At 54.6% G+C, this 14,021-nt stretch carries 10 protein-coding genes; 1 reads left to right on the top strand and 9 read right to left on the bottom strand.

From position 1 onward, the window contains the following. Positions 1 to 50 precede the first annotated feature (50 nt). The 8 genes from L6439_RS06085 to L6439_RS06050 all read right to left on the bottom strand — a co-directional run bounded on the left by L6439_RS06085 (position 51) and on the right by L6439_RS06050 (position 12,445). Entirely contained in the window at positions 51 to 1,457 is a 1,407-nt protein-coding gene (locus tag L6439_RS06085) for an ABC transporter substrate-binding protein (RefSeq protein WP_213468854.1), read from the bottom strand. A 186-nt stretch (positions 1,458 to 1,643) separates the two neighbouring features. After that, complete coding sequence (locus L6439_RS06080; protein WP_168179495.1) at positions 1,644 to 3,047, bottom strand: ABC transporter substrate-binding protein; 1,404 nt, start codon at positions 3,045 to 3,047, stop codon at positions 1,644 to 1,646. A gap of 206 nt (positions 3,048 to 3,253) precedes the next feature. Next, positions 3,254 to 4,672, bottom strand: a complete 1,419-nt coding sequence (locus tag L6439_RS06075) for an ABC transporter substrate-binding protein (RefSeq protein ID WP_213468853.1) — start codon at positions 4,670 to 4,672, stop codon at positions 3,254 to 3,256. Positions 4,673 to 4,798: 126 nt separating this feature from the next. Next, complete coding sequence (locus L6439_RS06070) at positions 4,799 to 6,256, bottom strand: ABC transporter substrate-binding protein (protein ID WP_168179497.1); 1,458 nt, start codon at positions 6,254 to 6,256, stop codon at positions 4,799 to 4,801. Positions 6,257 to 6,337: 81 nt separating this feature from the next. Then, complete coding sequence (locus L6439_RS06065; protein ID WP_213468852.1) at positions 6,338 to 7,831, bottom strand: ABC transporter substrate-binding protein; 1,494 nt, start codon at positions 7,829 to 7,831, stop codon at positions 6,338 to 6,340. 82 nt (positions 7,832 to 7,913) lie between these two features. Beyond that, positions 7,914 to 9,356 (bottom strand): ABC transporter substrate-binding protein, encoded by a 1,443-nt coding sequence (locus L6439_RS06060; RefSeq protein WP_213468969.1) that lies wholly within the window; start codon positions 9,354 to 9,356, stop codon positions 7,914 to 7,916. Between the two features lie 129 nt (positions 9,357 to 9,485). Further along, the gene (locus tag L6439_RS06055; protein ID WP_168179499.1) at positions 9,486 to 10,976 is read right to left on the bottom strand and encodes an ABC transporter substrate-binding protein; all 1,491 of its coding nucleotides are present in this window, start codon (positions 10,974 to 10,976) and stop codon (positions 9,486 to 9,488) included. Between the two features lie 185 nt (positions 10,977 to 11,161). Beyond that, positions 11,162 to 12,445, bottom strand: coding sequence for a DEAD/DEAH box helicase (locus L6439_RS06050; RefSeq protein WP_168179500.1), 1,284 nt, complete (start codon positions 12,443 to 12,445; stop codon positions 11,162 to 11,164). A 354-nt stretch (positions 12,446 to 12,799) separates the two neighbouring features. Between L6439_RS06050 and L6439_RS06045 the strand changes: the two genes are divergently transcribed. After that, positions 12,800 to 13,054: a DUF2573 family protein gene (locus L6439_RS06045; RefSeq protein ID WP_168179501.1), complete on the top strand. Its 255-nt coding sequence runs from the start codon at positions 12,800 to 12,802 to the stop codon at positions 13,052 to 13,054. 118 nt (positions 13,055 to 13,172) lie between these two features. Here the strand turns inward: L6439_RS06045 and L6439_RS06040 are convergent, their stop codons facing one another. Beyond that, positions 13,173 to 13,949 carry an SDR family NAD(P)-dependent oxidoreductase gene (locus tag L6439_RS06040; protein WP_168179502.1) on the bottom strand — a complete coding sequence of 259 codons (777 nt, stop codon included), beginning with the start codon at positions 13,947 to 13,949 and terminating at the stop codon, positions 13,173 to 13,175. Between the last annotated feature and the right edge of the window lie 72 nt (positions 13,950 to 14,021).

Genomic DNA, 14,021 nt, shown 5'->3' with positions numbered 1-14,021 from the left:
TAAGAACTATTAAGAAACCTGGAAGCGTTCGGCTCCGTCCTTGATCGCGCCTACTTCTTCCCGGTCTTCTCCTTCTTCGCCTTGACCGCTTCCCGCGCCTGCTTGAGGAGCGCGTTGCCCTCGCTCTCGATGGCGGCCGCCGCTTCCTCCGCAGACTTCCCGTTCTCGACCATCTCCTTCAATTCCTTGAGGACCAGTTGCGAGAAGTTCATACGGAAGCCGGACAGGAATTCACGGTCGAGCCCCCGCCATAAGTACGCGCTCAATGCCTTCGGCCGCAGCATATAGAAAGGCTCCATGCTTTTGCCGTCGACCTCTTTCATGTAGTCCACCCTTGTCGGCAGGTCTCCCCGGAAGGAACGGGACTTGGCCTTCGCCATTTCCGGACCGTTCATATACTTCACGAACTCCCAGGCAGCCCGCTTGTTCGGAGAATCGGCCGCAATCCCATAAATATCGTAGACGTACGCGAAACCGGATTCCTCCGGGGCAGCCGGATCGACAGGCCCGGTAACGAAGTCCCAATTGACTTCTTTTCCGTTTTTATCCTTCGATCGGTTGCGGAGATCGCCGATGAGCGAGGATGATCCGATCATCATCGCCAGTTTGCCCTGGAAAAACTGCTCGGTCCGCGAATGAAGGATCGTGCCTGAATCGATCGGCTTCAGAGGAGCCGTATAGACCGTGTGGCCGATAATCGCGTTGGCTGTCACCTCCAACGCCTCTCTCCATCTCTCCGTATCGAAGTTGATCTTCTCCCCCTTCGCGTCCAGCAATCGTAACGATGAGCTCCTTGCGAACGTAAAAAGCAAGTCGTCGGCAAAGCCGTATTCATCCGAGAGACCATAAATCCGATCGTCCCCGGAACCGAGGCCAGCGAAGCGACTCGACAATTCGAGCAATTCTGTCCAGCTCATCTGATTGCGCGGCGGTTCAATATGAAGCTCCCGGAACAGATCGGCGTTATAGTAGACGACCGACGTATTGAAGTTCGGAGCCAAGCCGTATAATGAGCCGCCACCGGGCTCCCGAAGCATATCGATGAGTCCGGGCAAATATCCGTCAAGATCGAACTTGTCCTGCTCAATCACCGGATCCAGATTGTACAGCTTGCCCTCCCGCGCCAGCTTCTCGAAGCTGGCTGAACCGACCATAATGACATCCGGCTTATGTTTCTCCACCAATTTGAGATACTCTTCCTCATAGGTCGTTCCGTTTTCTTTCATATCCTTTTGGATGGAGATCGTGCTAATGACTTCGAATTCAATATTGGGATACTTCGCATTGAAGGTGTTTCCATATTCCCTATAAAAGTAGCCCTCATCATAAGAGAGAACTTTAATTTTACCTACACCATCCGCCCCCAGCTCTTCAAGCGCCGGCTTCTCGGCAAAGCAGCCCCCGAGCAAAGTAATCACAATCAGCAGCAGAATGGCAGCTTTCCATTTCCGTCTCAATTCCTTCTCCTCTCTTTCATTCCAGAGCAAATATATCGGCCCCTCCCCTTCGGAATGACGCTCTTCGTGACGCAATGCAAGCAACGGCCGCCAACTTGCGTCGGCGGCCGCAGACTCTGAGTTCAACGAGAAGCCTTATCCAATGGCCGACTTCCATTGGAATCGGGCTCTCCGCGCTTCTGTATGCTACTTCGTGCCGGGAGTCGCCTTCTTCGCCTTCTGCGCCGCCCGCGCCTGATCGAGGAGCGCGTTGCCCTCGATCTCGATGGCAGCCGCCGCCGCTTCGGCAGACTTCCCGTTCTCGATCATTTCGTACAATTGCTTCTCCACCAGACTCGGGAAGCCAAATCTGAACTCATCCGGCCGGTTCACGTTCGAGCCTCCCCAGATGGAATCGCCCCCGGCCTTCGGCCGCAGCAGGTAGAAGCTTTCCGTGCTTTTGCCCGCGATTTCTTTGGTGAAGCCGGATCTGGTCTGCAGGCCGGCATGCGGAGAGCGGGACAGGGCCTTCGCCATTTCCGGGCCGTTCACGTACTTCATGAATTCCCACGCCGCCCGCTTGTTCGCGGAATCAGCCGCAATTGCATAGATGCCGTTCAATTCCACGAATGGCGATTCGTCCGGTGATGCCGGATCGACGGGAACCGTGACCATGTTCCACTCCATCTCCTTCCCATCATCCTGTCTCGGACCTTGCAACAATTGATTCAGGAACATGCCCGATCCGAGCACCATCGCGACTTCACCCCTGAGAAACGGCTCCGTCTGCAAATATCTCACGTCTTCTTGAGACGCAAATACCGCTCTGCTGCGAACCGCATCGGCCACCAGCTCCATCGCTTCCTTCCAGCCCTCCGTGTTAAATGCCAGCTTCTCTCCCTTCGGGTCGAGCGCGCGCAGCGACGAGGTCGCCGCTATCCCGAACAGAAGCTCTTCCACCCGGCCGAAATCCTCCGTCAGCCCATAAATGGGCTTATCCTTGGAGCCCAAGCCGGCGAAGCGTTGCGATAACTCCAGCACCTCTTTCCAGCTCATCTGATTGCGAGGCGGATCAATCTGATATTCCCGGAACAGCTCGGCGTTATAGTAAAGGATGTTCGTATAAAAGGACGGAGCCAAGCCGTATAGCGAGCCGTCCCCATAATCCCGCATCATATCGATAAGTCCGGGCATGTAACTGTCAACATCGAATTTCTCCTGTGCGATGATCGGGTCCAGATTGTACAGCTTGCCTTCCTGCGCCATCTTCTCGAACAGGTCGGTTTTGGTGAAAAACAGGATATCCGGTTTGTTCTTCTCAATCAGCTTGAGATACTCTTCCTCAAAGCTCGTCCCATTCTTCTCGATATCCGGGTACATTTCAATGAGGCTGATGAATTCGAACTCAAGGTTCGGATATTTGTCATGAAAGATCGCATCGAAGCCATTGCCATAATCCCTATAAAAGCTTTCATCGTTGTGGTACATGACTTTAATTTTCACCTTGCGCCCCGGTTCCAGCTCTTCGAGCACCGGCTTCTCGGCAAAACAGCCTCCCAGCAAAGAGATTACCGTTAGCAGCAGAATGGCTGCCTTCCATTTCTGTCTCAACTCGTTCTCCTCCCTTTCATTCCACAGCAAGTATATCGGCCGCACCCAGACCATTCAACCAGATAAAGGAAATCTTAAGCGAATCACAACGTGAATGTTAAGATTATTAAGAATCTCCCCTCGTTCCCGCACTCTCTCGAAGCATCCCTGTATGCCGAAAAAAAGACCGCCGGCTGGGTAAGCCGGCGGTCTTTCAAGTGTCTGTCCTATTGACTGCCGTTCTCTGTAGTGAGACGGCGCGTTTTCTTCTCTTCCCTGATCTTCCGTAGAACGGCTTCGCCTTCGGCCTGGATCGCGGCGACGGCTTCATCCACCGTCTTCTTGTTGGCTATGACGGCTTTCAGTTCCTTTTTCAGGATCTTTCTGAACTCCGAGTAGAATGGATGCAGGATATCCGCATTCGGCCCGGCCCACATCGATTCGTTCTCCCCCTTCGGCCGCAGCGCATAGAACACCTCCGTGCTTTTGCCTTCGATTTCCTTCATGAACTGATTCCGTGTCGGCAACTCTCCGCTCACCGTGCGGGAGATCGACTTGGCCATTTCCGGCCCGTTCACGAATTTGACGAACTCCCAGGCCGCCCGCTTGTTCGGGGAATCCGCCGCGATAGCATACACCGTGTACAGACTGGCGTAGGAAGACTCATCAGGAGAAGCCGGATCCACAGGCGCGGTCACCATGCCCCAGTCGATTGGCTTCGCCTCTTTATCCTTTACGGCGCGCTTCCGCAGCTGGGTTATGAACCATGGGCTGCCCATAATCATGGCCGCCTTGCCTTGAAAGAAGGGTTCGTCGATCGACGAAAAATCTTCGCCGGAATCCTCCTCATCCAACGATAGGGCGTAGACCGCCTTGTTCCGGATTGCGTCCGTTGTCAGCCTCACCATCTGCTTCCACCCGTCCGTTTGGAAGACGAGCTTCTCCCCTGCGGCGTCGAATAAACGCAGCGACGAAACGTTCGCCACCTCGAACAGCAGCTCTTGAGGCTCTCCGAAGCTCGAATCGAATCCATAGATCTGATCCTGGCCCGAGCCGATGCCGGCGAAGCGGTTCGACAGCTCGAGCACCTCCTGCCAGCTCATTTTATCGCGGGGCGGTTCGATATGATGCTCTCGGAACAGCCCGGCGTTATAATAGATGACATTGGTGGTAAAAAAGGGGGCAAGGCCGTACAACGAACCGCCGCCTTGTTCCCGAAGCAGGTCGATAAGGCCGGGCATATATCCTTCCAGATCGAATTTGTCCTGGGCGATGACGGCATCCAAATTATACAGTTTGCCTTCCTGGACCAGCTTCTCCATCCTTTCCAAATCGATCATCAACACGTCCGGCTTATGCTTGTCCAGAAATTTCACCCATTCTGCCTCATGATCGACATTTTCTTTGCCCTGCAGCTCCCAGTACAATTCTTGTAAATTTACGACTTCAAATTCGATATCCGGATATTTCACGTTGAAAGAATCCCCGTATTGCCGAAAAAAGCTCTCTTCATCGTCAAAGACAAGTTTGATTTTCCCCTTGCCGTCCTTCCCCATCTCTTCCAGGACGGGCTTCTCGCCGACACAGCCGCCAAGCATGGCCGCGACGAGAGTCAGAAGCAGAACGAGCCTCCATTTTCCTCCCAAATGCGATTCTCCTCCTTATTTCTGTATAAAGAGTAATATCGGCAATTCAAAAGGCCGCCAACCTATGTTAGCGGCCACAAATCCCGGACTGCGCGTGTGAAGGTCATACCCAACGGATGTGCTGCCTTAGCCTTCTGTTTTGTTATCTTCTTCTGCTTTACCGCTCTCCCCTTTCGCTTTCTGTTCAGCCTCTTTACGTGCTTTCTCCGCTTCCCGGCCCTTCTGCAGGGCGGCTTCCCCTTCTGACTGGATCGCGGCGACGGCTTCATCCACTGTTTTTTTGCTGGCTATCACGGCTCTCAATTCCTTGTCCAGAATCGTTCGGAAGTCCCTGTAGAATTCGGACGGCACCTTCACATCCCGTCCGCCCCACATCGATTCGTACTTTGCCTTCGGCCGCAGCGCATAGAAGGCCTCCGTGCTTTTGCCGTCGATTTCCTTCATGAATTGGTTCCTCGTCGGAAGCTTGTTGCTCATCGTCCGCGAGGCGGCCTTGGCCATCTCCGGCCCGTTCACGAATTTGACGAACTCCCACGCCGCCCGCTTGTTCGGGGAGTCCGCCGCAATGGCATACACTTCGCTCAGACTGGCGTACGAGGACTCGTCTGGAGAAGCCGGATCGACAGGCACGGATACCATGCCCCAGTCGATTGGCTTGGCCTCTTTATCCCACATGGCCCGGCTCTGGATTTGGGATATGAACCAGGTATCCTCTAAGACCATCGCGGCCCTGCCTTTGAAAAAGAAATCGTCATCTGTCGAAAAACTGTGGTTGTCTCCCTCATCCAACGGTTCGCTGTATACCGCCTTGTTCCGGATCGCGTCCGTTGTCAGCTTCACGATCTGCTTCCACCCGTCCGTATTGAACACGAACTTCTCCCCTTTGGCATCGAAAAGCCGCAGCGTGGAAGAGTTGGCCACATCGAAAAACAGCTCTTGAGGCCCCCCTCCATAGCGCTTGTAATAGCCATATACCTGGTTCTCGCCCGAGCCGACACTTGCGAAGCGGCTCGACAGGTCTAGCAACTCCTCCCAGGTCATTTTGTTGCGGGGCGGTTCGATGTTATGCTCCCGGAACAGCTCCGCATTATAATAAATGGTGCTCGTAAAGAAATACGGAGCAAGTCCGTACAGCGAACCGCCGCCATGTTCCCGAATCATATCGACAAGGCCCGGCATGTATCCTTCCAGATCGAATGTTTCCTGGGCGATGATCGCATCCAGATTATACAGCTTGCCTTCCTGGACCAGCTTCTCCATCTCCTGTAGATCAACCATCAGCACATCCGGCTTATGCTTGTCCAGAAACTTCAACCGCTCTTCTTCATAATCGACATTTTCTTTGTCCTGCAGTTCCCGGTACATTTCCTGCATGCTGACGATTTCGAATTCGATATCCGGGTACTTCACGTTGAAAAGATTGCCGTATTCGCGATAAAATCCCTCTTCATCATAATAGACTACTTTGATTTTCCCCTTGCCGTCCTTCCCCAGTTCGTCAATCACCGGTTTCTCGCCGAAGCAGCCGCTGATCATGGCCACGACGGCCGTAAGCAGCAAAGCGACTTTCCATTTTCTAAGCAAAATAGGTTCTCCTCCTTGATCAATGAAAAGACCGCCAACTTCTGTCAGCGGCCAAAAGTCATGTTCCGCATTCTGCGATGGTTAATCTCCTTCGGATGCGCCGGTCTCCCCGCTGCCTGAGCCTTCTGTGTGGTTGTCTTCCGCTGCTTTGCCGCCCTCTCCTTTCGCTTTCTGTTCGGCCTCTTTGCGCGCTTTCTCCGCTTCCCGGCCCTTCTGCAGCGCGGCCTCACCTTCTGACTGGATCGCGGCGACAGCTTCATCCACTGTCTTCTTGTTGTCTATCACGGCTCTCAGTTCCTTATCCAGGATCGTTCGGAAGTCACTATAGAATTCGGACGGCACCTCCACGTCCGGTCCGCCCCACATCGATTCGTACTTCGCCTTCGGCCGCAGCGCATAGAAGGCCTCCGTGCTTTTGCCGTCGATTTCCTTCATGAATTGGTTCCTCGTCGGAAGGTTGCCGTCCATGGAACGGGAGGCCGCCTTGGCCATCTCCGGCCCGTTCACGAATTTGACGAACTCCCACGCCGCCCGCTTGTTCGGCGAATCCGCCGCGATGGCATAGACTTCGTTCAGACTCGCGTACGAAGACTCGTCAGGAGAAGCCGGATCGACAGGCACGGATACCATGCCCCAATCGATTGGCTTGGCCTCTTTATCCCACATGGCACGGTTCTTAATCTGGGAGATGAACCATGGGCCATCCATGATCATCGCCGCCCTGCCTTTGAAAAAGAGATCGTCGTCTGACGAAAATCCTCGGGAGTCTCCTTCATCCCACGTCTGGGAGTATACTCCCTTGTTCCGGATCGCGTCCGTTGTCAGCTTCACGAGCTGCTTCCACCCGTCCGTATTGAAGACGAGCTTCTCCCCTTTGGCGTCGAAAAACCGAAGCGAGGAAGCGTTCGCGATATCGAGCAGCAGTTCCTGAGCCCCTCCTCCATAGCGCTGATAGTAGCCATAGATCTGGTTCTCGCCCGAGCCGACACTTGCGAAGCGGCTCGACAGGTCGAGTATCTCCTGCCAGGTCATTTTGTTGCGAGGCGGTTCGATGTTGTGGTCCCGGAACAGCTCCGCATTGTAATAAATGACAGTCGTATAGAAATACGGAGCCAGACCATACAGGGAACCGCCGCCCCGTTCCCGAATCATGTCCACAAGGCCCGGCATGTACCCTTCCAGATCGAATTTTTCTTGGGCGATGACGGCATCCAGATTATACAGCTTGCCTTCCTGGACGAGCTTCTCCATCGTGTCCAAATCGATCATCAATACGTCCGGCTTGTGCTTATCCAGAAACTTCTTTCGCTCTTCTTCATAATCGACATTTTCTTTGTCTTGCAGTTCCTGGTACATTTCCTGCATATTGACGATTTCGAATTCAATATCCGGATATTTCACATTAAAATAATTCCCGTATTGGCGGTAAAAGCTATCTTCATTATGATAGACAACTTTGATTTTCCCCTTGCCGTCCTTCCCCAGCTCGTCAAGCACCGGTTTCTCGCCGAAGCAGCCGCTGAGCAGGGCGACGACCATAGTAAGAAGCAAAGCAATTTTCCATTTTTTAAGCAAAATAGATTCTCCTCCTTTTCAAAATAAAGCGGCCGCCAACTTGAGGTCAGCGGCCATGAATCCCTGACTTCGCGTGCGCAGGTCAATCCCCTTCCGATGTGCCTGCCTCGGCACTGCCTGAGCCTTCTGTTTTGCTGTCTTCTGCCGCTTTGCCGGTCTCGCCTTTTGCTTGCTTTTCAGCCTCTTCGCGCGCTTTCTCCGCTTCCCTTGCCTTTAGCAGCGCTGCCTCGCCTTCCGTTTGAATGGCGGCTGCCGCTTCCTCCACCGTCTTCTTGTTGTCGATGACGGCCTGCAATTCCTTAGACAGAATGAGACTGAAGTTCGAGTGGAACTCAAGAGGGATTTTGACATCCGGCCCGCCCCACAATGAATTGGTGTCCGTCTTCGGCCGCAGCAAATAGAACGCTTCCGTGCTTTTGCCGTCCACTTCCTTCATGAACTGCGTCCTTGTCGGCAGCGTGCCTCTCATCGTACGGGAGGACGCTTTGGCCATTTCCGGCCCGTTTACGAATTTGACGAATTCCCACGCGGCCCGCTTGTTCGGGGAATCGGCCGCGATGACATAGATTTCGTTCAGACTTGAATAGGCCGTGTCATCGGGAGAGGCCGGATCTATAGGCGCGGTTACCATGCCCCAATCGATTTTCTTGGACTCCTTATCCCACAAATGACGATCCTTGATCTGCGACAAAAACCAAGAAGCTTCCAGAATCATGGCCGCTTTGCCTTTGAAAAAGAGATCGTCGTCTCCTCTAAACATGCGATTTTCGTCATTGCTTGCCGGCAAGGTGTATACCGCTTTGTTCCGGATCGAATCGGTTGCCTGCTTCATCAACTGCTTCCATCCATCCGTATTGAATACGAGCTTCTCCCCTTTCGGGTCGAACAGGCGCAGCGAAGACGCCCGGGCCATCTTGTAGATCAGATTCTCGGGAGTGCCGTAACGTTCGTAATAACCGTAGACTTGGTCTTCGCCGGAGCCGATGCCGGCGAAGCGGTTCGCCAGATCGAGTATCTCCTGCCAGCTCATTTTGTTGCGCGGCGGTTCGATATTATGCTCCCGGAACAGCTCCGCATTATAATAAATGACACTGGTAGAGAAATTCGGCGTCAGTCCATACAGCGAACCGCTTCCTTTTTCCCGGATTATGTCAATCAGGCCGGGCATATATCCTTCCAGATCGAATTGTTCCTGGGCGATAACGGCATCCAGATTGTAGAGCTTGCCTTCCTGGGCCATCTTCTCCATCGTCTGTAAATCGATCATCATCACGTCCGGCTTATGCTTGTCCATAAACTTCAGCCGTTCCGCCTCGTAATCGACATTTTCCTTTCCATTCAGGTCTTGGTACATTTCATTCATGCTCACGACTTCAAATTCAATTTCCGGATATTTCACATTGAAGTAGTTGCCGTATTCACGATAAAAACCGTCTTCGTCATAATAGACCACTTTGATTTTCCCCTTGCCGTCCTTCCCCAGCCCGTCAAGCACCGGCTTCTCGCCGAAGCAGCCGCTGACCATGGCAACGGCCAGAGTCAACAGCAGAGCGAGCTTCCATTTCCTCACCCCAATTTGTTCTCCTCCTTTGCTAAATAAAGAGGCCGCCAACTTGTGTCAGCGGCCCTAAGTTATGTCTTGCCTCTATGCTAGTCAATCCCCTTCGGATGTGCCAGCCTCCGCACTGCCTGAATCCCCGGTTTTGTTATCCTCCGCGGCTTTTCCGCTGTCGCCTTCCGCGCCCTTTTGGGCCGCTTTGCGCGCTTTCTCCGCTTCTCTGCCCTTTTGCAGCGCTTCCTCGCCTTTGGCCTGGATGGCGGCGGCGGCTTCCTCAACCGTCTTCTTGTTATCGACCACGGCTTTCATTTCTGTCGTCATAATCTTAGAGAAATCCCGGTAGAAATCGGACGGGATTCTCACGTTCGGTCCGCCCCACATCGATTCGTACTCCGCCTTCGGCCGGAGCAAATAGAAAGCTTCCGTGCTTTTGCCGTCCATTTCTTTCATGAACTGGTTCCGTGTCGGCAGAGTTCCACGCGAAGAGCGGGAAGCCGCCTTCGCCATTTCCGTCCCGTTCACGAATTTGACGAACTCCCAGGCCGCCCGCTTGTTCGGGGAATCGGCCGCGATAGCGAATACCTCGTTCAGCGACGCATACGATGATTCCTCCGGATTCGCCGGATCGACAGGCGCGGTCACCATGCCCCAGTCGATTTCCTTGGCTTCCTTATCCCACATCATGCGGTTCTTGAATTCGGAGATCACCCAAGGTCCATCGAGAATCATCGCCGCCTTGCCTTTGAAAAAGAGATCGTTGTCTCCCATAAACACGCGTTCATCGCTCTCATCCATTGGTTGAGTATAGATCGCCTTGTTCCGAATCGCTTCTGAAGCCAGCTTCATCGCCTGCTTCCAGCCATCCGTATTGAAGACGAGCTTTTCCCCTTTGGCGTCGAACAAGCGCAGCGAGGAGCCTTGCGCTATTCTGTTCAACAGTTGGTCCGCGGAACCGAATCGTTCGTAGTAGCCATAGATTTGATTCTCGCCCGAACCGATGCCCGAGAAGCGGCTCGACAGATCGATCAGCTCCTGCCAAGTCATTTTATTGCGCGGCGGTTCTATATTATGCTCCCGGAACAACCCGGCATTATAGAAGATGACATTGGTGTAGAAATTAGGAGCCAATCCGTAGAGCGAGCCGCTCCCCTTGGCTCGAATCATATCGATGAGGCCCGGCATAAATCCTTCCAGATCGAATTTCTCCTGGGCGATGATGGCGTCCAGGTTATAAAGCTTGCCTTCCTGGGCCATCTTCTCCATCGTCTGCAAATCAATCATCAATACGTCCGGCTTATGCTTGTCCAGGAACTTCCGCATTTCTTCCCGATAATCGGCATCTTCATTACCCTGCAATTCCTGATACATTTCTTGCTGACTTACCACTTCAAATTCAATATCCGGATATTTCACGTTAAAACTATTGCCATAATCCGAGTAAAAGCCTTCTTCACTATAGTAGACAACTTTAATTTTTCCCTTGCCGTCCTTCCCCAGCTCGTCAAGCACCGGCTTCTCGCCGAAGCAGCCGCTGATCATGGCCACGACCAGAGTCAATAGCAGAGCAATCTTCCATTTCCTTAGCACAATTTTTTCTCCTCCTTTTCCCTTCCAAATTTCAGTATATCGGTTGGCCTGGCGGCGTTCAACCATATACAGGAAACTTTATGTTTTTGTTATGTTTTTGCTAGATTTGAGTTCAACTTCCTCCGGTAAAGCAAAAGCACCGCCGAATGACGCTCATTCAACGGTGCCTGTCCTTTTCCCGATCGTTACGTGCGTTTGTCCTTGAGCCACTTCGGGGCGCCTTTGTCCTTCCGATCCCGGTGACGCTCCGATTTGGGCTGCGCCTTTCTTGCGGTTCCAGCCGCCTCGCGCGCGCCGCGCGGCTTGCCTTTCGGCTTGCCTCCCCGGTTCGCGTTCGGGTCGTGCAGGCGCCCCTCGTAGAACACGCGCTCGGCAATCGCGATTCCAAGCTCGCGCTCGAATTTGCGCATAATGAACCGCTCTTGCGGCGTAATCAGATTGACGGATGTCCCTTGGCGGCCCATCCGGCCGGTGCGGCCGGCGCGGTGAATATAATGCTCCGCATCCAGCGCCGGCTCAATGCTGATGACGAGCGGCAGATCCGGGATATCCAACCCTCTGGCCGCGACATCGGTCGCCAGGAGCACCTGAACCCGCCCTTCGCGGAAGCGCCGCAGCACGGCCGTCCGCTCCTGCTTCGGCGCATCGCCGTACAGGGAGGCTACCGACAGGCCGACATAGGCCAGCTTCGCCTCCCATTCTCCGATGCGGTTCGAGTCGTTCACGAACGCGATCGCCCGCTTCGGGTTCCACAGCCGGATAAGACGGCGGACCATATCGATCTTATCGCGCTCCACGGCCACATACAGATGCTGAATCGTATCCGCCATCCGCTTATCCGGCTCGATTCCGATCTCCGCCGGCGAGTGCATGAAGCGTCCGGCCAGCTCCCGCACCTCCCGAGGGAGAGTCGCCGAGAAGAAGAGAAGCTGCCGATCGCGCAGCGCGCTGCGGATCGCCATGTCCGTATCGCGGGCTCCGCCCTTCTGCAGCAAATGATCGACCTCGTCGACGACGATCATTCGGACCTCATGCATCTTCAGCTTGCGCATCTCAATCAGTTCCCGGATGCGGCCGGGCGTGCCAATGACAAGCTGCGGCTTGTCGCGCAGCCGTTCCACCTGGCGGTTCAGCGCGGCTCCGCCAATGAGCGCGGCGACATGAATGCCGCTTCCTTCGCCATAGTACTCCGCCTCGCGCACGATCTGCATGGCGAGTTCCTGCGTCGGGGCAATCACGACCGCCTGCGTGCCTCGGTGAGAGGCGTCTATCTTCATTAACACCGGCAAGAGATAAGCCAGTGTCTTGCCCGTTCCGGTCTGAGACTGGGCCAGAATATCGCGGCCCTCCAGCGCGGCCGGAATCGCTTCCGCCTGTACGGGCGACGGAGCGGTAATGTCTTTCGCTTGAAGCTTCGCTAACAATTCCTCGGCAATCGCCAAGGAAGCAAATGTGCTGCTCAACTGCATCGTTCCTCTCTATGACATGACATCCGTTCATGTAACTCGTTCATGTATGTATATCGCGCCTAACTGCGGCATCCATGGCTCTATTATAGCGAAAAGAACCGCCGCCACCAAACTTTTCGTCCCTGTTCGGCCCGTCCTGCCCGCGGAATGTGGTACAATTAACCATATATGAAGATTCTGCGCAAAAAAAGACAGCACCCGATGCCAAGCGGAAGCCGTCTTGATGCATCATCGTCTATATTTCGTGACATGCTGGAATATAAACTGAAAGTAGCGAGGCAGTCGAAGCGGCCGCAAATCGCGGAACGTACGCCGGGGCATTGCTGATGATCGTTACAAAAAGGAGGACCTAATATGAGTGAAGCTGCGCAACCCGCATTCGAACGGTTGGTTCAAAAATATGCCGAGCTGCTGACGGGGCATTCCGATCCGGCGACGGTCGAAAAGGTGAAGCGGTGGGCCCTGTACAATCAGATGCATAAGACCATGCCGAACCTGACTCGGCATTGGAACGATGCCCATCCGGAGGGAAAGGCGGAAATACGGGCCCTGTTCGAGGAAATTAAGCAAATGAACGAGGCGCATCGCCAGAGCGGCTCCAATTCCTGACTGCGGGCCGCGGCGACAAGTCCGCTCATCCCGTGCTGCCTCCCGCACGGCATTGCATGAGCGGACCTGCGCACTCCTTGCCCATCCGGCTTCCATTCGTCCGGCCCCCTGGCGGCGCTTATTTTTTGTTCAGCAATCGGGCTGCGATTCGATTGGAAATGCGGGGAAAGAGAGAATACAGGCGCATGCCCAACGCCCCCAGCCACGGCAGGTCCACTTCCTGTCTGCGCGTCTCCATGATGCGAATCAGGTGGCGCGCCACCTTGTCCGGGGGCATGATGAACCAGCGGACATTATCCACATACTGGCCTGACGGATCGGCGAGGTCGAAGAAAGGCGTATCGACAGGCCCCGGGTTGACGGCCGACACGGCAACCCCGGTCCCCGCCAACTCCATCCGCAGCGAATTCGTGAACCCGAGCACGGCATGCTTCGTCGCGCTGTAGCCGGCAGACTTGGGGGATCCGATCTTGCCTGCCATGGAAGCCACGTTAACGATATGGCCGTCGCGGCGTGCCAGCATATGCGGGAGCACCGCCTTCGTGCAGCGCACCACCCCCATATAGTTGACGTCCATCATGCCGGCGAACTGGGCCACGCTCATGTCCATAACGCGCTCGAATTGCCCGTACCCCGCATTGTTCAGCAGGATATCGATTCGTCCGAACCGCTTCAGAACAGCGGTTACTACACGTTCCACGTCATCGTCGCTGGTCACGTCCATCGTGTAGACGGCATGCTCGGCTGTCATGCCCAGAACGGCGGCATCCAGCTTCTCCCGCGAGCGTCCCGTCAACACGGGCACAGCTCCTTTTGCCGCCGCGGCTTGGGCGGTCAGCGCCCCGATGCCGCTAGAAGCTCCTGTAATGAGCACAATTTTCCCTTTCAAATCCATTTCCTGCTGCTCCTTTGGCGCGGCACCGCCTGCAGCCCGCCATTCCCGGCGCTGCGGCTTGCGGCAGGCCTT

Origin of the sequence: Paenibacillus dendritiformis, assembly GCF_021654795.1 — a bacterium.
In the GTDB taxonomy this organism is placed as follows: domain Bacteria; phylum Bacillota; class Bacilli; order Paenibacillales; family Paenibacillaceae; genus Paenibacillus_B.
Note: the sequence above shows the minus strand (reverse complement) of the source record. Positions and strands in the feature narration are given on the sequence as shown.

Coding starts and splice junctions, on each gene's coding strand:
- L6439_RS06060 (WP_213468969.1), bottom strand. CDS start 9,356: ATGGTCAGCGGCTGCTTCGGCGAGAAGCCGGTGCTTGACGGGCTGGGG.
- L6439_RS06050 (WP_168179500.1), bottom strand. CDS start 12,445: ATGCAGTTGAGCAGCACATTTGCTTCCTTGGCGATTGCCGAGGAATTG.
- L6439_RS06045 (WP_168179501.1), top strand. CDS start 12,800: ATGAGTGAAGCTGCGCAACCCGCATTCGAACGGTTGGTTCAAAAATAT.
- L6439_RS06040 (WP_168179502.1), bottom strand. CDS start 13,949: ATGGATTTGAAAGGGAAAATTGTGCTCATTACAGGAGCTTCTAGCGGC.